This window comes from Paenibacillus sp. 2TAB19 (genome assembly GCF_052115185.1).
Lineage (GTDB): Bacteria > Bacillota > Bacilli > Paenibacillales > Paenibacillaceae > Pristimantibacillus.
On the sequence record NZ_JBFRGE010000042.1, the window covers coordinates 1 to 19,699 of the forward strand.

Here is a 19,699-nt window from a genome sequence, read left to right on the forward strand (position 1 = left end):
CTTTCGTACTAATTGCAGTACGATAATAAAGTTGCCCACTAAAATGATGCCAAAGTAAAACATTTTCACATAAAAAAACGCATCTTGAGAAATCAGATCCGTCCATACATATATGAGGCAGGATGCAGCTATGACAGCTGCAATTATCGACAAAATGATCAGATGTTTCTTGGCTATGAACACAACCTTGAACCGGCTGAGATACTTATTCATGAATAACATAAATAGAATAGAGACGTAAGGCAGCAATAGGTAAATAAAAGAGATACCCACCCGATCGCTTCGATAGGATGCAGCTGAGGAGTAATAGCTTAAGCCTATTACAACAAAAAACAAAATAAGCATAAGCGCCGCGCCATCATTTCTACGCTTCATATATAGAAATATCGACAATGCGGAGAAAAGCAAAAAAGAAATAAGCGGTATGTAGAGTTGGATGAGAAGCTCCCAGTTGGAGTGATCCCCTGTCCAGCCGCCAGTAAACGTCATGCGCTGAACATTGCCGTCCAAATGCTTAACGATTACAGTGTCGGCCATTTCGATTGAATTGAACTTAATTACGTTCTTGTATTGACCCGCCGGATCGCCATTAACCTCCATAATGAGATCTCCGGCACGTATTCCCTTGAACACGGCTTGTCCGGCAGGTTCAACTAGCTTAACAACGAATTGTCCGTCATCGTTTTTTACAACTTCTGCGCCTATGAAAGGTTCGCGAACGATAATAATGGTAAGGTAGGATAATATCGTTATTAAAACCAACAGGAATAGAAGAAATATGACTCGATTTGGTATGTAGGACTTCATGCTCTTTCCCCCATTGCCTGCACAAGAATATCTTATTTCTTATACCCAGAACGACAAGCGATAGTTTTCTTTTTTATCGTTTTTGTTTTTCAGTTCTCCGAAAAGAGCTTTTTGTTCAGCTACAGAAACACCCGCTAACTGCATTTGTCCACCCATAACCATAGACATTTTTTCCGTACTGCTTGCCAACTGACGAATCGTTTCTTTCAACATTTTAACTCCTCCGTTCCTCTATTAAAATCGATTTTTTATTACACACTTCTAATATAACAGGAAAAGATTCGACAGAAAACGCAAAAATGATTCGTATTTACCGAAAGAGCATTTGCGTGTTTTGTTTTTATGCAATTTCACCGTTCAATATGTGCAAAAACTCTGCTTTCCAAGGACTTATTTCCTGCATGGAGTTCAGCAGTTCCTCGAAGCGATTATAGTGCATACGACTCATGACCGCCCCATATAACAGCGTTCCCGATCGTTCGCATGCCTCTTCGAACAGCTCTGATCTTCGTTCTACTTCTTGCTTGCTGAGCAAGCCTTCGAAGTAATCAGCAATCCATTGATCGTCGCCGGTTACACTCTCTATTATGTACATCGTTAATAACGTACGCTTGCGCTGCAAGAAATCGCTTTTCTCGTCCCATCTCAGCAAATCTCGCAGATCGTTGCGAATTTGTGCGGCAATGCCGATCTCAATTGCATATTCGGCCACAATCGGCTGCCAGGGCTTGCCTGCAGCAATAACCCCTGTCATACAAGCGAACAGCAGCAGCGAGGCGGACTTCAATTTCACCGTCTCCAAATACGTTTCTTCATCCGTAGCATGATCCATCAGATCGAGCATCTGACCATTAGCTGCTTGCAGAAGCTGTCTGTTCATAAGATCTACGAGCTCTAGTCGCACGGACGGGTCAAGCTTGCAGCTCTGCATTGCCTGCTGCGACAACGTCAACAGGGAAGTAGCGACGTGAATCGCAATCGGCGGCGGCACTTGCATCCAGCTTCTTCCCGGAGCATCCTGATCCTGCAAATCATCGAATATATCAGACGCTAATATGAACAGCTCGACCGCTGCAGCCGCTTGATAGATAACAGGATCTGCGCCTCCGAACATTCGATAGTGGAGAAGCGTCAACTGACCGAACTTAATCGTCTCGCTAAGCTTATCCTCCGTAAATCGAAGTGCATATTGCATCAGCGGTTCCGCCGTAAAATATTGCCCGATTAAGGCCCGCATATGCTGTTCTATTAACGTATTGCCRTTCATCATTCGCTTGCCCCCGAGAGATACAATTTATTACCAAGTATACTATGAATCTCTTAAGTAAACATACGATAAACGACATTTAACCATTTTTCAAGCCCAATCGATTTCGATAGACGTTCCCTAATGCCTGCCTTCTTCTTCCCTTTGCAAACTTCGGCTGTTAATCTAATTTGTTCGTCATTCGCCTCCYCATCTGGTCGATTCATTAAACGCGATATCATCTCCATTCTCTTCTGATATAACTGTGTCTTGCGGGCTGACGGACTACTGGTGTGATCGCCATGATCCATGTGCGCAAAGCCCTCCTTGAGGTTTACATAAGCAAATTGAGCGCCCTAATGCTGTCATCCGTAATATGATGTTGTTGTTCTTTCTTATATTCAACCGCATACTGCATATATACGGCCTCCATTGTCATTCCACCACCCGGCAAGTTGGAGATAAGAGCCGGCGGGCTATCGCATGCGACCAATTCCCCTTTGCGCATGACGGCAATGCGATTGCAATTGCGCTGGAGCTCCTCCATATCATGCGAAGCTACTACGATGGTCTTTCCTTGATGCTTAAGCTCAAGCAGAAGCGACCAATAATCCCTTTTGGCTGCCGGGTCAAGCCCGGTCGTCGGCTCGTCGAGAAATATAATATGAGGATCGTTAACAAGTGCAATTGCGAGCGCGGTACGCTGTCTCCAGCCGCCTGATAAACGCTTGACCATCTTGTCGACATAAGGCTCTAAACCGAATTGATTTATAATAAAATCGAGATCATTTTTTCGTTTGTAAAAGGATTGGAACAGCTCCAGCGCCTCGCGAACATTCATTTTGTCGATCAACGTCGTGCTTTGCAGATGAATCCCAATGTCCTCTTTCAGCAAATCAGCCTCAAACAAAACATCGCGTCCGAGCACATGAATCGTCCCTAAATCAGGCATTCGCAAGCCCATCAACATTTCGAGCAACGTTGTTTTACCGGCTCCGTTCGTGCCAACGATCCCGAACAGCTCACCTTTCTTCACTTGAAACGATACATTGTCAACCGCTGTGTTCGACCCATAATACTTGCTTATTGAGCTTACCTGAATGACTGTCTGTGTATCCATTTATGATTGGCCTCCATTCACGCTTAAGCGCAGTTTGAGATGCTCGTTTTCATAGAAATCATACTCTTAAGATAACGTATACATCTCTATTTTTCACCGAAAACCTATCTCGTAATTTCCGCAAAATTTTTGCGCTCCGCAACAAATGCGCAAATTGGAGGCCAAAATTGGATACACAACGCCATTAGACTTATACACATAGTTATCCACATATCTGCATAAATTGTTAGTTAATTCAGTCGATACCGACTATTTCGACATATTATTAATTCACGAAAAATATCGCCCGACTGTAACTGTTAACAATTCCCTTCTTAATTGTCCACGTTATCCACATTATCCACAAGAAGGCTGTGAAAAAACTATCCCCGTTTACCCCACATTTACAATGGATCGAAATCGTTGTTGTACCAAGGCTTTTACAAGGTTATGCACAATTCGCTTTATCTATGTGGATAACCCTGTCCGCTGGGAAAAGATCCTTTTATATCCGGCGCCCAATGTACATCACATGAGGGGAGAGGCCTAGAACGCTCCGTTCTCCCGCCATTTCGGCCATTAGCTTTATAGACTCATCGTACGCGTAATCCCCTTGATTACGCCAATAATCGAGTTGCTCTTGTTGGAATAGACCGGCCGTGCTTGATGAACCGACTAGCTTGACGCATTGGAAGCCATGTTCCTCCATGAAGGGCTCAATCTCCTCGAGCTTATAGAAGTAAGCACCTGTGAACCGACCTTGATCAAGATGGTTGAACACACCTGTCTCTAGAAAAGTCCTAATTCCTTCAATCGTATCGTTCGGCTTCCAAGACTGCGGATTCAGTAACGATGTCATAACATGTCTCGTTCTCGTCATCATCGCAACGAACACGTAGCCGCCGCTTCGCGTAACGCGATGCAGCTCTGATGCGGCCTGGCAACGATCCTCTTCCCTCTGAAGGTGATATAAGGGACCGAGCATAAGCGAAGCATCAAATTGCTGATCATCTAGTCCGGTTAGATCGGTTGCATTAAAGGAATGGAAACCTCTGAACTTACCTAGCACTTCCAACTCCTTTGCCTTCTGTCGGGCTTGCTCCACGAGTCGAGGCGTAAGATCATTGAGCGTCACTTCGTAACCTTGCTGAGCCAGCTTAAGCGCATATTGTCCCGGTCCGGCGCCGTTATCAAAAACATGACCGGATGCGGGAAGGTAGCGGCTCATATAATGCCAATAAATGCGAAGTTCTAGCGGTTCTCTTTCCAACCGCCCCCATTCATCAAACCTATCGTAATAATCAATGACTTCCTTCATGCCTATACGCCCCCTTCGCCTCGTCAGTTCGCTTTTTGCTCTTTAGTTCTTGCGACCGTTCTGCTGCCTATCGTCATGACCGCCTGATTGCATGCCGAGATATAAGCCTGGGCCGCTGCCAATATGATATCTTTGTGAATCGATGTACCGCGGAATCGCTGCCCTTCATGAACGATGGATACGACAGCTTCACCATACGCATCCTCACCTGTTGATAACGAATGCAGCTCCAAGTCCTCGAACTCGGACGCTACAGGAATAGCCTGTTGAATCGCATGGATAACAGCCTCGACCGGCCCTGAACCAATCGCAATATAGGCGCTCTCCTGGCTTCCTTCATTCTCACGAATCGTTACCGTTGCTGTGCGCGACCGCTGCGTGCCCGATTGCACCTGCAAATCAATTAGCACGTAAGGGTCTGGCTGTGTCTGCGTCAGATCGCCGGCAATACGAATCAGCTCGGCATCCGTAACGATCTTCTGTTCATCGGCTTTCTCTTTGAAACGGTCATACACATCCTGCAGCTGGACATCCGTCATTACGATGTTGTATTCCGATAACCGATGCTTAATCGCATGACGCCCGGAATGCTTGCCCAGGATGATCATATTACGAGAGATCCCCATTGCTTCGGGCTCCATGATTTCATAGGTGCTGCGGTTTTTCAGCAAACCGTCCTGATGGATGCCCGATTCATGCTGAAAGGCATTGCGGCCGACAATCGGCTTGTTATAGGCAATCGGAAAGTTCATTGCGCGGCTGACCAACCGTGAGGATTCGTAAATTTCTTTTACCTGGATGTTAGTCTCAGCCTGCAATGCATCCTTACGCGTCTCAATGGCCATCACCAATTCCTCTAACGAGCAGTTGCCTGCGCGCTCTCCAATCCCGTTGACGGTTACCTCGATTTGCGTTGCTCCGCCTTTGATAGCGGCTATACTGTTGGCAACCGCCAGTCCCAGGTCATTATGGTTATGCGCGCTGTATCTAACAGTCTCACCGCCTCTGGCTTGCCTCCGTACCGCCTGGAACAGCTCTGTTACTTCATCCGGCATCGCATAACCAAGCGTATCAGGCAAGTTGATAATGGTGGCTCCTTCGGCAATTACCGCCTCTACCAGTTGGATAACGAAATCCCGGCCCGAACGAGTTGAGTCCATAGCCGAAAACTCGATCTCGTCTACGAACTGCTTGCCGTAAGCGACCATTTCACGGGCAATCTGCACAACCTCGTCGCGCGATTTGCGCAGCTGATGGTTCAGGTGGATATCCGAGGAGGAGATGAACAGATGCAGCCTTCTGCGCGCTGCATCTTGCGTCGCTTTCACCGCAGCGTCAATGTCTCCCTTAACGGCGCGGGCAAATCCTGCAATTTCGACGTTCTGCAGCTCCCTCGATATTTGCTGCACGGCAGCGAACTCGCCTGGGCTTGCGACAGGAAAACCCGGCTCAATGACGTCGATGCCCAGCTTCGCCAATTGTCTTGCGATAATGATTTTGCGTTCTGGTGCTATAGATGCACCTGGGGATTGCTCGCCGTCTCTTAAAGTCGTATCGAAAATTTGAATTTTTTTCATTTCGTTTGTCATGAGAATGACCTCCTAAAGTTGATTTTTGGGTACAAAAAAAGCCCGCCGTCTCTATACAAGAGACGACAGACTTCATAGCTGCCGTGGTACCACTCTAATTGGCTGGATGTTCGCATCCAAACCCGCTCGTTGCCCGATATCGGCGGCCAGCCGTAACGTCCTATTCGGATAAGCCGCATGCCGCTTCATCCTATTCAGACGTTCCGCTCCCAGGCGAGCTTCGAACCTTAAGCCTCGACTGCGTTGCACCTCCCCGCAGCTCTCTTGCGCTTTGCCGGCTTTACGTTCTACTATTCCTGTTCCTTGCGTTGAATTTTATTTTGTTGAAAACAAAAAAGCCTGTCGTCTCTATATTCAAGAGACGACAGGTTATTATAACCCGCGCGGTACCACCCTTGTTGACATCCAATCCTCGACAACACGATCTGCTAGTCGAGCGTGGATATCCACCTTAAGCATAGGTCAACTCCGGATGTTGACGCCATGCACCCCATTACGGAGGTTAACCGTAACTATGTACACGCGAGTACATCGATGCAGCAAAGCATCGTTCCTGCGCTTCCATTGTTCCGCTCCCAGGTGAGTTTCAAGTTTCCATCGTCTGCGTCGCACCGCCCCGCAGCTCTCTGTTGTCGCCGCCCTTAGAGGCTGACGAGCGATCCCGGAAGAACTTTACTAATCCTGATCTTTGCGTTTATTAATATGTTGTTGAAGGTTTGTTGCTTATTATATGCTTCGGTAAGTTATCTGTCAATTCCGGTATGGAGAAAAAAATGGGCTAGCTAGCTCCCACCGACCATGCTTCCAGTGACAAGCCCGGATCGGCTTTCAGATCAAGGTCGCTGTATTCGCCGCGCTTCAGCTTAAGGCTCGCAGCCGCACCGATCATTGCTGCATTATCCGTGCAAAGCGGCAACGGCGGAATAAGAAGCGGGACATTGTCTGCCTCGCACTTCGCTTGCAAGGAAGCACGCAAGCCGCGGTTGGCCGCTACACCGCCGCATAGCAGCAGTTGCTTAGCACCATATTGCTTAACCGCACGCAGCGCCTTCGTAACCAACACCTCGATGACGGACTCTTGGAAGCCGCGGGCAAGCGCGGCTTCGTTCAGTTCAAGCCCCTTCATCTTCATCTGGTTAATGACAGCAAGCACGGCGGACTTGAGACCGCTGAAGCTAAAGTCATAGCTGTCTGCTTCAAGCCATGCGCGCGGAAGCGGGACAGCCTCCTCCGCTTCGCTTGCCAAACGGTCAATATAAGGTCCTCCCGGATAAGGCAACCGCAAAGCTCGCGCCACCTTATCATACGCTTCGCCGACAGCATCATCTCTCGTTCGACCGATCATTCGGAAGCTGCCTTCGCTCTCCAGCAATACGAGCTCGGTATGTCCGCCCGATACGACAAGCGCCATGCATGGATATACCATCTCGGCGACAAGCTCATTGGCGTAGATGTGTCCGGCAATATGATGCGTGCCGATAAGCGGAATATCGAGCGCCATCGCAAGTGTCTTAGCTGCTACGATTCCAACGAGTAATGCACCGACAAGGCCAGGACCTTGGGTAACCGCAATCGCCGAAATATCGTTTAGCTTCAGGCCTGACTCTTTGACGGCCTGTTCCATAATGACAGTAATCGACTCTACATGCTTACGGGAAGCAATCTCCGGAACGACGCCGCCAAAGCGCTCATGAATGTCGATTTGGCTTGATACGACATTCGACAATATATGTTTGCCGTTACGAATAACAGCTACGGATGTCTCATCGCAGCTCGTCTCTATGGCTAATATAATCTGATCCTCTGAACCGAGGCTTGTTCTTTTCTCTAGATGACTCACTGTTACAGCTCCTCTGTCTTCAGCCGTTCACGATCGAGCTCCGCCCACATAATGAGCGCATCCTCGTCGTTGTCCGAATAGTAGCGCGGCCGAATGCCGGAAGGCTCGAAACCGTGCTTTCGGTATAGCCGCTGCGCAATTTCGTTCGACACCCGAACCTCCAGCGTCATTTTGGCAGAGCCAAAAAACACAGCAGTCCGCTGAAGCTCTCCAAGCAGAAGATCTCCCAGACCTTGTCCGCGGTAGTCATCGCGCACGGCGATATTCGTCACATGCGCCTCATCCATAATGATCCACATACCGCCGTAACCAATAATTTCGCCGCTTAATTCCATGACCATATATTTGGCGAACATATTGTTCATCAGCTCATTCGTGAACGCCTCAGTCGTCCACGGGCTGGAGAATGCCTCTTCCTCAATCGCCACAATTGCAGCAATGTCGGCAAGCGTCATGAAGCGGAATTCTAATTGATTGACGTCTACGCTCATCCTTTTACGCCTTCTTCCGCTTGCTTCGCCTTCAGCTTCACTTCGGCCTCTGTAAGCTGCGTATAATTAGGAGCGAAGGTATGAACATCATCAGTAATACCGGCTGCCAACAACTGCTGGCCTAGATAAGCAATCCAGCGCCCTTCAAGTACATAGGGCTGCCTAATGATCTCAATCCCATTCGCCGCTCCTAATTGAAGCATACGTTCTGCTTCCGCTTCGTGCTGCGAGAGATCGCCGGCCAGCCGTATCTGGCTTACTGGCGAAGAAGACTGCTGCGTCACCGAAGTTGCCCGCCCAATAACGTCATCCACCCAATTGTGCATAAGCTTAACAGCATCATTCTCCCATCGCTCCCAAGCGCCACCTGCAGTCATACGGAAGCCCGCGGTGTATACCTGTCCGCGCCTTGCGTCCATTATTGGGAGCACCCACTTCTCGCCGGAAGCAGGCAACGATGCCTGCGATGATTCGCTAGCATGCTGTAATGCACCGTAAGCGACAGCTTCCAGGCTTGATACACCGATAAGCGGCTTATTCCATACCCATGCGAGCGTCTTGGCGACGGACACGGCGATCCGCATACCCGTATACGAGCCCGGCCCTTTGCCTACCGCAATGCCGGCCAGCGATTGCTCGTTCACGCCGCAGCTTGCCAGCAGTTGCTTCAGATGCGTAACGACATGGACGGAGTGGTTGCGTTCTGCTAACGACTGTATCTCGCCGAGAACATTATGGCCAAGAACAACCGCTGCTGCCATCGATGCCGTCGACGTATCCAGCGCTATGACAGGCCCTTCGATCGATTTCATATCCTGCTGTTCCAATCTCATTCGCTTGCTCCTATCCCAAGTAAAGCTTCACACCAATCTGCGTACAGCTCACCGTACCCAGTTAATGCGATGCGTCTAGATTCCTCGCCTGTATGTTCAATGAACAGCTCCAGCCTGTCCGGCGGCAACAGTTCTTTAATTAAGCTCGCCCACTCCACGATCGTCACGCCGCTGCCGTAGAAATAATCGTCCAAGCCAAGCTCGTCCGCCTCATCCATTGACAGCCTGTATACATCCATATGATAAAAAGGGAGGCTTTCCCCCATATATTCCTTAATGATGGTGAAGGTCGGGCTGTTCACAACGCCGTTAACGCCGATCGCCTTGGCGAACGCTTGCGAGAATCTCGTCTTGCCCGCGCCCAGATCGCCGTCCAGCGCGATCATCGTACCTGGCTTCGCCCATGCGGCCAGCTGCTCCGCCAGCCTGATTGTATCTTGCTCGGTATGGGCAAGCCAACTTCCCTGTCCTATCCTTTGCTGCATCGATGTCACCTGCTTTTTTTATCGCTCAAAATGATTATAGCCGCGCTTCTCAAGCGCGACTCTCTTCTCCTGCATACTGCTATGAGTGCTGCCCGCTGATCGGGCGCGCACTAGATCAACCTTGGCATCACCAGCTTCGACCTCGCCGATGATAAAGAATGGAATGCCTTCCTGACGGAATGAATCCTGGGTAGCTTTGACTGACGTTTTGTCTATTGTTCCCAGCAATACGTAATCTTCTCCGCCATAAAGCATCCAATCGAGTGGATCTATGCCTGCTTCCGAGGCATAAGCCGCCATACTGCCGCTTCGCGGCAGTTCCGTCTCATGCAGCACAATCCGCACGCCCGACGCCTCGGCGATCTCCCACGCTTCGCTGGCGAGTCCATCGCTAACATCGTTAAGCGCATGACAGGAGCCATGCGCGGCAAGCAGCCGGCCAGCCCTTACGGACGGCGCCGGCCTTCGGTGCGCTTGCACGATAACGGGATGTGCTGCTTCTGCAGCGCCATCCTCCCTCTGTGCAAGCAGAGCATGCAGACCGGCCGCCGACATGCCGACGGCGCCGGTCACGAATACAGCGTCGCCCGGCTTAGCGCCCGAGCGGCGCAGCGCAAGCGATGCCTCGACCGCCCCCGTCACGGTCACGGAGATAACCATATGCGCCGGCGCAGACGTCGTATCGCCGCCGATCACGGCAACCCCGTAGCGCTCGGCGCACGCGTACAACCCGTCATACAGCCGCCGCATCCGATCCGGCCCCCATGTACGAGGCACGCTGACTGACACGAGCGCATGCAACGGCACGCCGCCCATGGCGGCAATATCGCTGACATTCGCGGCCAGCGCCTTGTAGCCGATGTCCTCTTCGCGCATCGTCACATCATTGAAGTGGACGGTTTCCACCATCGTGTCAACCGCCAACAGCATCTGCTTCGGCGCGGCAACGCCGTCCTCTGCCAGCAAGTCGTCGACTATTGCCGTATCGTCGCCGATACCAAGCACGACGCCTCGCCGCTGCTGCCACTCGGCGCTTTGCCGCGCCCCAGTCCAATGATGAATGCTTGCAAATTCATCCAATGCTTTGCGCTCCTTCGCTGCCCTTCTTGCCTGTTAATGAATATCGCGTTTCTTGAACCGTCCGCCCTTCACATCATGGATATTGCCTACTGCGAGGAAAGCGATAGGATCGAGCTCGTTCACGATCGACTTCATCTTCGCTTCCTCGAGTCGCGTTATGACGCAGAAGATAACCCGCTTGCTGCCTCCTGTGAAGCCGCCTTCCCCGTGCAAATATGTAACGCCGCGGCCAAGACGGTTCATGATCGCGTCACCGATCTCCTTCCACTCCTCGCTAATGATCCATACCGCTTTCGATTCATCGAAGCCCTCGATCGTAATATCGATCATCTTATAAGCAATGTAATAGGCAATAAGCGAATACATCGCCCGATCCCAACCGAACACGAAACCCGCGCTGCTTAGAATGAATAGGTTAAGGAACATAACCGTTTCGCCGACGGAAAGGGGAATCTGCTTATTGAACACAATCGCTACAATCTCCGTACCGTCGAGCGATCCGCCGAAGCGAATGACCATGCCGACGCCAACGCCGAGAATAACCCCGCCGAATATAGCGGCAAGAAACGGCTCGACAGTCAGCGGACGGACAGGATGCAGAAGGGTCGTTCCTATCGACATGACCGTAACTCCATACAAGGTTGACATGGCGAATGTCTTGCCAATCTGCTTGTAGCCAAGAAATAAGAAGGGAAGATTAAGAATAAATAAGAAAAGTCCGAGCGGCCATTCCGTCAAATGAGAGGCGATGATGGAAATGCCCACAATACCGCCATCAATAATGTGGTTAGGAACCAAAAAAATTTCAAGCCCCACTGCGACTAAAGAAGCTCCGAGTGTAATGAACAGCACTCGTCTAAGCAAGTCCAGCTTGGAGAGCTTATGATGCTGCAATGTTGCCATCTACGCACGCACATCCCCTATCGGTCTTTACTCATTATTTTACCTTAATCCTCCTACATATTCAAAGAAAAAACGGAAAGCCTCCCAAGCAGACGGCTGTTGCCGCACTGCCCGGAAGGCCCTCGCATGTTCCAAACAAATGTTAACCAATAACCGCAAATGCCTCTACGCCGGCAGGAATCGTCCTCGTGCGGAACACGACACCGCTGTTATCATATAGCTGTACCGTATATGGAACTCTTGTCAGCGTCTCAACGCGACTGAAGAACACGACCCCGAAACGATCAAAGAACGCAGTCTGCACGAGCGTCGATCCTTGATATAATGCTGCATTGAATCCCGTCGTATTGAACGGCACGCCATTTCCATCGACCCAAAGCACAGTCAACCGATTCAGATACGGTCCGAGCGGCTGTGTCGCGCCAGTCGTTCTTTTGATAACCTTTTTCTTGCCTTTAGCGCCGTAAAATGGCGGCCTCACTCTATTCGCCATTCTCTCACTCCTCTGCATCCATATGCAATAACATATGCAGAGAGGACGAAGCGCGTATGGTCAGGCTCCTAGAGGACAGAACCTATATTTATTCATTGCTTGCGAAAGGCTACAGCTCTTTCACAATCGTAATATGCAGTTCATCTTTCAACTCAATCTCGTAAGGAGACGCCGGCTCTGTGCCATCCGCTTCCGTAATGATCCGAACGCGAGGCCTATGCACGGCAAGTTCGTTATTTACCGAAACGACGCCTATCTGCCCTGTGCTAAGCTGCAACGTAGTCGCAACCGGATAAATCGATATATGCTTGCAGAAAAGCTTAATTAAATCAATATCAAAAAATGTGCCGCCAGCCGCGAACAAAAACTCGATCGCTTCGCTGGACGTATACCGTTTACGATGCGGCCTAGGCGAAGTCAATGCATCGAATGTATCAGCTAGTCCAACGATCTGGGCATACATATGAATCTCGTTTCCTTTAAGACCGCGCGGGTAACCCGTGCCGTTGAAGCGTTCATGGTGCTGCAAAGCGCAATGCGCCGATACGATCGAGATGTCGTGGTATTTGCGCAAAATTTCGAACCCTTCGGTTGTATGATTCCGTACAAGAGCATGCTCATCCGGCGTCAGTCTGCCTTCTCGAGAGAGGATGCTTGCCGGCACCTTCGTCATTCCGATATCGAATAGCAGCGCCCCGATACCGAGTTCTTCAAGCTGATTGCGATTAAATCCTCTGGCAATCCCCATGATCCCGGCAAGAACAGCAACATTGAACGAATGCTGAAATAAATAATTATCTTTGGAGTGAATGCTTGTCAGATTGACGAGCAGGTTCGGCCGCGTGCTAAGATCGGACATAATCTGACCGAACACAGAGCGGAATGTCCGTCCCATATCCGGCGCAATCGTTCTTCCCTTTAGGTTGTTAGGCTCCTTGAAGGCGTTCATCGTTTTGTAGATCGCATCGACCGCTTGCTTGCGCGTCTCGTCTCTGACCGTTTCCTCGGGAATAAGATCGACCGTCTTCCCGTCCTCAACGAACAAAAAATCGATGCCCAAACCGCGCAATCGATCGATATAGCGATCATTCAATTCGATACCCTCGCCCAAGAGCACGCTTCCATTTTCTTGAAAAATAGGTTTTGCCAGTTTATCTCCGGGCTTTACCAGTTCAATTTGCACTTTTCTCATTTCGACCAGTTCCCGCTTTCAACAGTTATAAAGCTCTTAGTAGATTTTTATTTTATCAGAAATCGGTCAGATTGACTACGACAAGAAGAAAGACCAATAGTCCGAAGGCTCTGCCTTCGGACCACATGATTAAGCCAGCTTGCGCTTGACGATTCTATTCCTGCCGTTGTACTTAGCTTCATATAAAGCGGAATCGGTTTGAGCTAATATTTCCCTTAAGTAAGCTTTCGGATCTTCAATGACGGATGGTTCGAAGTGCTCAATCGTCACAACGCCCATACTAATCGTAACGGAGATAGACTGCTCTCCTGTTCCAATATGTACTCTGTTACTCTCAACGGCTTCTTTCACTAGCTCCGCAATAAGATCTGCCTGCTCGCGATTCGTATGCGGCAAGTATACGGTGAATTCCTCCCCGCCGTATCGCGCAAGTATATCGGTCTTTCGCAGAGCGCCTTTCACGGCATTGACCGTGCTGCATAACACCTCGTCGCCGACGAGATGACCGTATTTATCATTAATTAATTTAAAGTAGTCCAAATCGAACAAGAAAATGGAGAATGAAATGCCGAACTTCAAGTTCATCAGCACCTCTTGCTCCAATTGCAGTAGCAAGTAACGGCGATTGTAGCAGCCGGTCAAGCCATCCGTGATCGCCATTTGCTCCAGCTTCTTATTCGCCTGAGACAGCTCGTCCTGCATAAGCATTAAGTCCCTGTTGCGATCATGCAGCTGTGCGTTATGCCGATTCGACTCTTCCACTAGAAGCCTTAGCTCCGTTACGTCCTGGAACGTAAGCACTCGGCCGATCGCCGCTCTCCTTTGGTCCAAAATCGGAGCCGACTGAATGATGATGTGACGGAAACGATCATGCTCCAGCTCCAACTCGAATTCCACGCGATCCATTGGGCGATTGCGAACTTCATTGAAGAACACTTCGAACTCTTTCGCCGCTTCTTCCTTGAACGTGGCAGCAATCATTGCGGTGTCCAGCTTATCACCTATGCGCAGTCTGATGATTGGCTTAATGACCTTATTCACTTCAATAATCGTCTCGAATTCGTCAAGGACGATAATGCCCGTTGACATCGTATTGATTACGTCGCGCTGGGCGATTTGGATAATATCCAACACTTTGTTTCGTCCAATCGCGTGAACCAAATAAATAGCAGTAAGCGCCATACCGACCGATATTAGAGGCACATAGTGATCCAGGTGGTCTATGAACATAACATTAACGAATAGGTCGGCCAGTGAAAACAGCAGCTGTGTCATCAGTCCGATCAACACGGTTCTAACTAACGTCCGGTACCTCTTGGAATCAGAAGTCCGAAGCTTATAGATCATAATAGCGAATGAAACAGCCACATAAACGAGAAGCTGTCCAATCATGACCCAATAAAGCGGACCATGCTGAAGCTGCTTCTCGGATTCAATTGTATCGTTAATGGAAAGAAACATGCCGCTTGGGTTGATTACGATTGCCGCAACCGAAACAAGGGCAGGTATAGCCATCATGAATATACGGCTCTTCCTAACGACGTACGATTGGCCTGTAGAAAACACCGTTAATACGAACCATCCGACGCCAAGCAAAGAGAGACCAACATAGGAGCCCGATAAATACAACAGCTGATATCCAGAGTTACTGGCAGTCTGCGCTACAAATTGACAAATCGGCCATATCATAAAGATGATATGGAGCAATAAATAAATGCGATGCAGCACAGTAATGGAATTGGAAGAAAAAACATAAAAAAATAAGCAGAACAAAATGAGAAACATTGCCGGGTCTATCCAGAACATCCATCCCAATTCGGTTCACCCATCCATCGTAATAGCCATCTTCTTCCATTGTATCAAATCTAATTGGGAACGACAATCTACTAATTTGAGTGTGCAACGCTTGCAGTTGGCTTATCGTCCAGGCAAGCGGCCAGACAGCGCTCTCTCCAAAGTTGGCGATACATGCAAGAAACTCTTGAACTGTTCATACTGCTCCCATTTCTTATCCGAGAAGGTGAGCTTTTCTCCTCGCACGGCACGGATCAACAAATTTTTGGGTGTATGCTCCGGGTCAACGAACTCCAGCATCGAAACCTTGTAGCCAAGCGCTTCGAGCAGCGTTCCTCTTGCAGCATCAGTGGCAAGCGCAGCAAATCGCTCCTTCAGCAAGCCTTGCGACAAAATCGGCGAAAGCACATCGTTGTCGATCTGCCGGAACAGCTCATGCTGGCAGCAGGGTACTGACATAATGACAGAAGCATCCCAGTTCACGGCCTTCGCAAGCGCCATATCCGTAGCAGTGTCGCACGCATGCAGCGTAACGACCATATCGGCTGACTGCAGTTCTTCGTACTCTGCAATATCGCCAACGAGGAAGCGCAGCTTGTCATAACCAAGCTTAGCGGCAAGCTCATTGCAGAATGCGATAACGTCCGCTTTGAGATCAAGTCCGACAACTCGAATGCTCCGCTTCTGCTGGGTTGCAAGCAGATGGTATAAGGCGAACGTCAAATACGACTTGCCGCAGCCAAAATCAACGATCGTCAGCTCGCGATCCTTAGGCAAATAATCGAGCACATCCGTCACCATCTCGAGGAATCGATTGATCTGACGGTACTTGTCCTGTTTCTTCGCATGCACCTTGCCGTCAGGAGTCATAATGCCCAGCTCAACGAGGAACGGTGCAGCGTTGCCTTCCTCGATAATGCGCTGCTTCTGTCGGTTATGATCTAGATTAGCTTGCTTCACCGCTCCAGTCGGAGCATTCGACAGTATCGTCGCCTTGCCTTTCTTGTTGAAAAGCATTTGAATATCGGCGGAAGGCGTCTTAATAAGCGCTTGTTTGTACTGCTCTTCTAGCAATCCTGTTATACGTTCCGCAGCTTGACCCTCCGCAACATTCTCATGAAGCACTTTGCTCGCGAAATGGGATTCAAATTGGTAATGCATGCCGCTMTTCAGCTGCACCTTGCGAATGACGGTCTTTGGTGCTGCATTTCCATCCTTGCGGCGCAAACCGCTCAGCGTAGCCTGCATCAGCTCGTCCTTGCCGATCCAATCATATATATGTTGCTGCCATTGCTCTGTCATGCTGTCGATCCACTCCTACTATTTCACTATTCAGCCCAGCTTATATTGGTCATTCAGCTCGCGAAGACCTTGCTCAATCTCCGCTCTTGGCAATCCCCCGGCAACAAGCCGTTCATCGTCCTGCAGCAGCAGGCGGCGATAAATGTCTGTCGCGTCCGCTGCCGAGAGAACCCTGTCATCTAACAGCTCATGCATCATATTCTCCACCTGATCATAACGCCCTTCCGCTTCATGCCAAGTAGACAGCAGCTTCTTCGTATGCACCGGAAGCTCGTAGGGCAGAAGCTCCTCCAGCAGCTCGGCGATCTGTTCGTTCGGATTCACAATGACTGTCTCCGTATCCGCTAACGATAGCCTTAGAAATAGATGAAGCGCCTTGATCGACAGCACGAAGCTCTCGTCCTCTCGTCCAAGTTCAGCATGAAGCTCTGCCTCCTGCCGCACAAGTATTGCAATCGCACCCAAATGGTCAGCCTCAAGCAAACCGTTCGTTGTCATCATGCGAACCAAATCCTCATCGGATAACGATCGAATGAGCTTGCTGCTGAGACGAAATCGCTTATCGAGCAGCTCATCAAGCACGAGCAGCGCTTCCTCCTGCTTCCTCTCTCGTCTTAACTGTAGGATCTGGCCGACAGCTTCTGTCATCTGCTCAATCATCCGCATGAAATAATCCCGTTGGAACAATGACTCTCACTCCCTACTTCTTCAACGTATCCGCGAACTTGCTGATGACAGCAGCCAGCTCTTCCGGCTGCTCCACCATTCCCATATGACCGGATGCCTCCAATAGATGCTGAACAGCGTACGCACCAGCGGCCGAGAACGTGCTCTCCGCGGGAATGACCCCATCCGCGGCTCCCGCAACAAGCAGCACCGGCAAGGATGATGTTTTCACAACCTTTGTACGGTCCGGACGCTGCTTCATGCCTCTAGCCGTGCCGATCGCGCCTTGAAGCGAGGTTGCATAACCGATCTGCTTGCCGCGCTCGAGATCCGCTTGTCTAGCCGCAGCATGCTCCGGAGCGAATAGCTTCGGAATGAGTCCATCCACGAATGGCTTAACTCCGTCTTGCTGAAGCGACGCCGCAGCTTTGTCGCGATTAAGCTTAGCCGCCTCACTGTCTTCTTTGGCTGTTGAATGGATAAGGCCAAATCCGCTTAAACGCTCCTCATATTTCTCTGCGAAAGCAAGTGTTATATAACCGCCAAGCGAATGACCGAGCAGACATGCTTTGTCGATACCCAGCTTCTCCAGCAGTCCCGCCACATCGCCTGCATACATCTCCATCGCATACACTTCATCGTCTGACGCTGCGCTTAAGCCATGTCCTCTTGCATCAGGCGCAATAACGCGCGCCGTACGCGACAAAGCGTCAACAACGCGTTCCCAATAGGCAGAGCTGCCGCAATATCCGTGAAGCAGGACGATTACATTACCGCTCTTGTCAACATCAACAGCAGACGACAATGAAGAGTCATAATAAGCAAGCTCAATACCATTAATCAGCTCAACCTTAGCATTTGCTATCGAAATCAACTGTTGTTCTTCTCCGTTGCTCATCGTAGACACGCTCCTCTATACGTTTGTTTCTAGAATGGAATAGACAGCTTGATCGTTTCATCATCTTCGCTTATCGCCTTAGCCCCCGGTTGACTCCAGGCCTGCTCTGCCGCTACGGCTACCTTGCCCGCCATCTGCATAACGAGGTGCAGCGACGTTGTCTGAAGCTTCCAATACGCTTTCGGGCCATTCATGTTCACGACGCCCGCAATACTATAATGTCCTACCGAGGGCAATTGTCTGCCTATCGCTTTGCCCGGCTGCAGCGCTCGTGCGGCTGCGATGAAGCTTCCAATCGATTTCGGATGTCCGAGACAGGCATCAACGGCAATTACCGTATCGCCTTCTTCTATAGATGCCTGTGCCTGTAAAACGGAATGCGCGTCGCAAGGCTCTGCCAGCGTGCCAATGACGCGCGGCCAACCGCGCTCTTGAAGCAGCGTCCCAACGAGCGGACCGAATGCATCACCCGTCGATCGATCGGTACCGATACAGATGAATACGATGCGATTCCGATCAGGCTGATGCTTCGTAATGCTTTGAAAAAATTCAAGAAGTTCGTTATGGTCAAATTCAATTGTCATATTAATGCCTCGCACTCTATCGTTCCTCTATTCAGGTATTGCATTGATTGTATCCAATTTCGGGCTTCGCTTCAATTGATGAGCATCCAGTCTCAAAAAATGATACAATGTCGGAAACACCTATATAAGACATGTGTCGCTATTCGAGCGGCACAGCAATTGAAGGAGGCATTATGATGAACAATCTAGAATCCCCAACCGAAGAAAACATCGAGTTCATGATCGAGACCATCAAAGCCAAGCTCAAGATGGCTTCCGCAGCCGCGATGCAGGCTTCTTCTTTTAAAGTTGAGCAGTATGAGGATATTAAAGATCTATATGATGTTGTCGCATCGAAAGAAAAGTTCAGCATCAGCGAAGTGGAAGCGCTCGTGTCTGAGCTAGGTAAACTGCGGGGCAAATAGCATTAATTCTCAATCTATTATTACGTCTCCATTTTTAAACTTACATTTTATACCATTAACAGACAATATATCACAGAAAACGACAAAAGAACCGAGCGCAGTTATGACATGACTGTCTCGGTTCTTTGTGGTCGCTTCCTATTCTTGCTCATCTGCCGTCGTTTCAGCAGCTACAATAGACAGCTTAATCGTAACGTCCTTAAGCTYTCCCTTGAGGAAATGAGCAATTCGCTCCAGCTTATCCGCAAGCTGCGGCCCGCTAAGCGTCGTATTCAAGTGATAGTCGAAACTGTCGGCAGGCAGTCTTGTCTCCTGCATATAAGACGGTTGGCCTCTCCAGCCGCGTTCCCCATTTGCACCGCTTTGGTTCAATAATTGCTCCTGGACAGGATAGAATTTATCGGATTTGTTCACTACGCGTTCGTAAATGCGCAGCTTCTTCAACAGCATATAATATTGAGCGGAATGCTTGAAATTCCAAGCCTCTCGAATGTCCTTCAGCGTGTAATCCATCTTCCAGCGTTTCAACTTCTCTACTTGCTCGTCTGTGCTCAGCTCCAAAAACTCATCTAACGGAATCATCTTCTCGGTCATATCGATCCTCCTGATAAATTGTAAGTAACGTTAACAAAGTGAATTATGCAATAAGCAATGTTTTTCATATAAAAAATACCA

General features: G+C 49.5%; 22 protein-coding genes and 1 other annotated feature. Of the genes, 1 reads left to right on the plus strand and 21 read right to left on the minus strand.

The window, feature by feature from the left end:
• The 20 genes from AB4Z33_RS18610 to yyaC form a co-directional block, all read right to left on the minus strand.
• A partial coding sequence (locus AB4Z33_RS18610; RefSeq protein ID WP_442051347.1) for a PDZ domain-containing protein occupies positions 1 to 807 on the minus strand: 807 nt, incomplete at its 3' end.
• Positions 808 to 846: 39 nt separating this feature from the next.
• Positions 847 to 1,020 (minus strand): competence pheromone ComX, encoded by a 174-nt coding sequence (gene comX / locus AB4Z33_RS18615; protein WP_442051348.1) that lies wholly within the window; start codon positions 1,018 to 1,020, stop codon positions 847 to 849.
• A gap of 127 nt (positions 1,021 to 1,147) precedes the next feature.
• Positions 1,148 to 2,077, minus strand: coding sequence for a polyprenyl synthetase family protein (locus tag AB4Z33_RS18620; RefSeq protein WP_442051349.1), 930 nt, complete (start codon positions 2,075 to 2,077; stop codon positions 1,148 to 1,150).
• A 50-nt stretch (positions 2,078 to 2,127) separates the two neighbouring features.
• Entirely contained in the window at positions 2,128 to 2,364 is a 237-nt protein-coding gene (locus AB4Z33_RS18625; RefSeq protein WP_442051350.1) for a hypothetical protein, read from the minus strand.
• Positions 2,365 to 2,387: 23 nt separating this feature from the next.
• Positions 2,388 to 3,173, minus strand: a complete 786-nt coding sequence (locus AB4Z33_RS18630) for an ABC transporter ATP-binding protein (RefSeq protein WP_442051351.1) — start codon at positions 3,171 to 3,173, stop codon at positions 2,388 to 2,390.
• A 484-nt stretch (positions 3,174 to 3,657) separates the two neighbouring features.
• A complete protein-coding gene (locus tag AB4Z33_RS18635) occupies positions 3,658 to 4,470 on the minus strand; it encodes a class I SAM-dependent methyltransferase (RefSeq protein ID WP_442051352.1) in 813 nt (270 codons plus the stop codon).
• Between the two features lie 23 nt (positions 4,471 to 4,493).
• Entirely contained in the window at positions 4,494 to 6,047 is a 1,554-nt protein-coding gene (locus AB4Z33_RS18640; RefSeq protein WP_442051394.1) for a 2-isopropylmalate synthase, read from the minus strand.
• 67 nt (positions 6,048 to 6,114) lie between these two features.
• Positions 6,115 to 6,372: a binding site (T-box leader), on the minus strand.
• A gap of 465 nt (positions 6,373 to 6,837) precedes the next feature.
• Positions 6,838 to 7,899 carry a tRNA (adenosine(37)-N6)-threonylcarbamoyltransferase complex transferase subunit TsaD gene (tsaD, locus tag AB4Z33_RS18645; protein WP_442051353.1) on the minus strand — a complete coding sequence of 354 codons (1,062 nt, stop codon included), beginning with the start codon at positions 7,897 to 7,899 and terminating at the stop codon, positions 6,838 to 6,840.
• A 2-nt stretch (positions 7,900 to 7,901) separates the two neighbouring features.
• Positions 7,902 to 8,390 carry a ribosomal protein S18-alanine N-acetyltransferase gene (gene rimI / locus AB4Z33_RS18650; protein ID WP_442051354.1) on the minus strand — a complete coding sequence of 163 codons (489 nt, stop codon included), beginning with the start codon at positions 8,388 to 8,390 and terminating at the stop codon, positions 7,902 to 7,904.
• Positions 8,387 to 9,223, minus strand: coding sequence for a tRNA (adenosine(37)-N6)-threonylcarbamoyltransferase complex dimerization subunit type 1 TsaB (gene tsaB / locus AB4Z33_RS18655; protein WP_442051355.1), 837 nt, complete (start codon positions 9,221 to 9,223; stop codon positions 8,387 to 8,389). The genes rimI and tsaB overlap by 4 nt, the downstream gene beginning before the upstream one ends.
• Positions 9,220 to 9,708 (minus strand): tRNA (adenosine(37)-N6)-threonylcarbamoyltransferase complex ATPase subunit type 1 TsaE, encoded by a 489-nt coding sequence (tsaE, locus tag AB4Z33_RS18660; protein WP_442051356.1) that lies wholly within the window; start codon positions 9,706 to 9,708, stop codon positions 9,220 to 9,222. The genes tsaB and tsaE overlap by 4 nt, the downstream gene beginning before the upstream one ends.
• 18 nt (positions 9,709 to 9,726) lie before the next feature.
• Positions 9,727 to 10,788 (minus strand): thiamine-phosphate kinase, encoded by a 1,062-nt coding sequence (gene thiL, locus AB4Z33_RS18665; RefSeq protein ID WP_442051357.1) that lies wholly within the window; start codon positions 10,786 to 10,788, stop codon positions 9,727 to 9,729.
• Positions 10,789 to 10,821: 33 nt separating this feature from the next.
• Complete coding sequence (locus tag AB4Z33_RS18670; protein ID WP_442051358.1) at positions 10,822 to 11,691, minus strand: YitT family protein; 870 nt, start codon at positions 11,689 to 11,691, stop codon at positions 10,822 to 10,824.
• Between the two features lie 142 nt (positions 11,692 to 11,833).
• Complete coding sequence (locus tag AB4Z33_RS18675; RefSeq protein ID WP_442051359.1) at positions 11,834 to 12,184, minus strand: hypothetical protein; 351 nt, start codon at positions 12,182 to 12,184, stop codon at positions 11,834 to 11,836.
• A gap of 109 nt (positions 12,185 to 12,293) precedes the next feature.
• On the minus strand, positions 12,294 to 13,376 hold the full coding sequence (locus AB4Z33_RS18680) for an HD-GYP domain-containing protein (RefSeq protein ID WP_442051360.1): 1,083 nt from the start codon (positions 13,374 to 13,376) through the stop codon (positions 12,294 to 12,296).
• 129 nt (positions 13,377 to 13,505) lie between these two features.
• Complete coding sequence (locus AB4Z33_RS18685) at positions 13,506 to 15,182, minus strand: diguanylate cyclase (protein ID WP_442051395.1); 1,677 nt, start codon at positions 15,180 to 15,182, stop codon at positions 13,506 to 13,508.
• Positions 15,183 to 15,293: 111 nt separating this feature from the next.
• Positions 15,294 to 16,472, minus strand: coding sequence for a class I SAM-dependent methyltransferase (locus AB4Z33_RS18690; RefSeq protein WP_442051361.1), 1,179 nt, complete (start codon positions 16,470 to 16,472; stop codon positions 15,294 to 15,296).
• 30 nt (positions 16,473 to 16,502) lie between these two features.
• Positions 16,503 to 17,159, minus strand: coding sequence for a DUF6483 family protein (locus tag AB4Z33_RS18695; RefSeq protein ID WP_442051362.1), 657 nt, complete (start codon positions 17,157 to 17,159; stop codon positions 16,503 to 16,505).
• 13 nt (positions 17,160 to 17,172) lie between these two features.
• Positions 17,173 to 18,036, minus strand: a complete 864-nt coding sequence (locus tag AB4Z33_RS18700; RefSeq protein ID WP_442051363.1) for an alpha/beta fold hydrolase — start codon at positions 18,034 to 18,036, stop codon at positions 17,173 to 17,175.
• A 29-nt stretch (positions 18,037 to 18,065) separates the two neighbouring features.
• Positions 18,066 to 18,620 carry a spore protease YyaC gene (yyaC, locus tag AB4Z33_RS18705; protein ID WP_442051364.1) on the minus strand — a complete coding sequence of 185 codons (555 nt, stop codon included), beginning with the start codon at positions 18,618 to 18,620 and terminating at the stop codon, positions 18,066 to 18,068.
• Between the two features lie 176 nt (positions 18,621 to 18,796).
• On the opposite strand from yyaC, the gene AB4Z33_RS18710 reads away from it, so the two are divergent.
• Complete coding sequence (locus tag AB4Z33_RS18710) at positions 18,797 to 19,024, plus strand: DUF1128 domain-containing protein (protein WP_442051396.1); 228 nt, start codon at positions 18,797 to 18,799, stop codon at positions 19,022 to 19,024.
• A 138-nt stretch (positions 19,025 to 19,162) separates the two neighbouring features.
• Here the strand turns inward: AB4Z33_RS18710 and AB4Z33_RS18715 are convergent, their stop codons facing one another.
• Positions 19,163 to 19,618 carry a hypothetical protein gene (locus AB4Z33_RS18715; RefSeq protein ID WP_442051365.1) on the minus strand — a complete coding sequence of 152 codons (456 nt, stop codon included), beginning with the start codon at positions 19,616 to 19,618 and terminating at the stop codon, positions 19,163 to 19,165.
• Positions 19,619 to 19,699 lie beyond the last annotated feature (81 nt).

Bases quoted from the DNA above. Each gene is read 5' to 3' on its own strand.
- comX (WP_442051348.1), bottom strand. From the start codon at position 1,020: ATGTTGAAAGAAACGATTCGTCAGTTGGCAAGCAGTACGGAAAAAATG.
- AB4Z33_RS18630 (WP_442051351.1), bottom strand. From the start codon at position 3,173: ATGGATACACAGACAGTCATTCAGGTAAGCTCAATAAGCAAGTATTAT.
- AB4Z33_RS18635 (WP_442051352.1), bottom strand. From the start codon at position 4,470: ATGAAGGAAGTCATTGATTATTACGATAGGTTTGATGAATGGGGGCGG.
- AB4Z33_RS18640 (WP_442051394.1), bottom strand. From the start codon at position 6,047: ATGAAAAAAATTCAAATTTTCGATACGACTTTAAGAGACGGCGAGCAA.
- rimI (WP_442051354.1), bottom strand. From the start codon at position 8,390: ATGAGCGTAGACGTCAATCAATTAGAATTCCGCTTCATGACGCTTGCC.
- tsaB (WP_442051355.1), bottom strand. From the start codon at position 9,223: ATGAGATTGGAACAGCAGGATATGAAATCGATCGAAGGGCCTGTCATA.
- tsaE (WP_442051356.1), bottom strand. From the start codon at position 9,708: ATGCAGCAAAGGATAGGACAGGGAAGTTGGCTTGCCCATACCGAGCAA.
- AB4Z33_RS18670 (WP_442051358.1), bottom strand. From the start codon at position 11,691: ATGGCAACATTGCAGCATCATAAGCTCTCCAAGCTGGACTTGCTTAGA.
- AB4Z33_RS18675 (WP_442051359.1), bottom strand. From the start codon at position 12,184: ATGGCGAATAGAGTGAGGCCGCCATTTTACGGCGCTAAAGGCAAGAAA.
- AB4Z33_RS18680 (WP_442051360.1), bottom strand. From the start codon at position 13,376: ATGAGAAAAGTGCAAATTGAACTGGTAAAGCCCGGAGATAAACTGGCA.
- AB4Z33_RS18685 (WP_442051395.1), bottom strand. From the start codon at position 15,182: ATGTTCTGGATAGACCCGGCAATGTTTCTCATTTTGTTCTGCTTATTT.
- AB4Z33_RS18700 (WP_442051363.1), bottom strand. From the start codon at position 18,036: ATGAGCAACGGAGAAGAACAACAGTTGATTTCGATAGCAAATGCTAAG.
- yyaC (WP_442051364.1), bottom strand. From the start codon at position 18,620: ATGACAATTGAATTTGACCATAACGAACTTCTTGAATTTTTTCAAAGC.
- AB4Z33_RS18710 (WP_442051396.1), top strand. From the start codon at position 18,797: ATGAACAATCTAGAATCCCCAACCGAAGAAAACATCGAGTTCATGATC.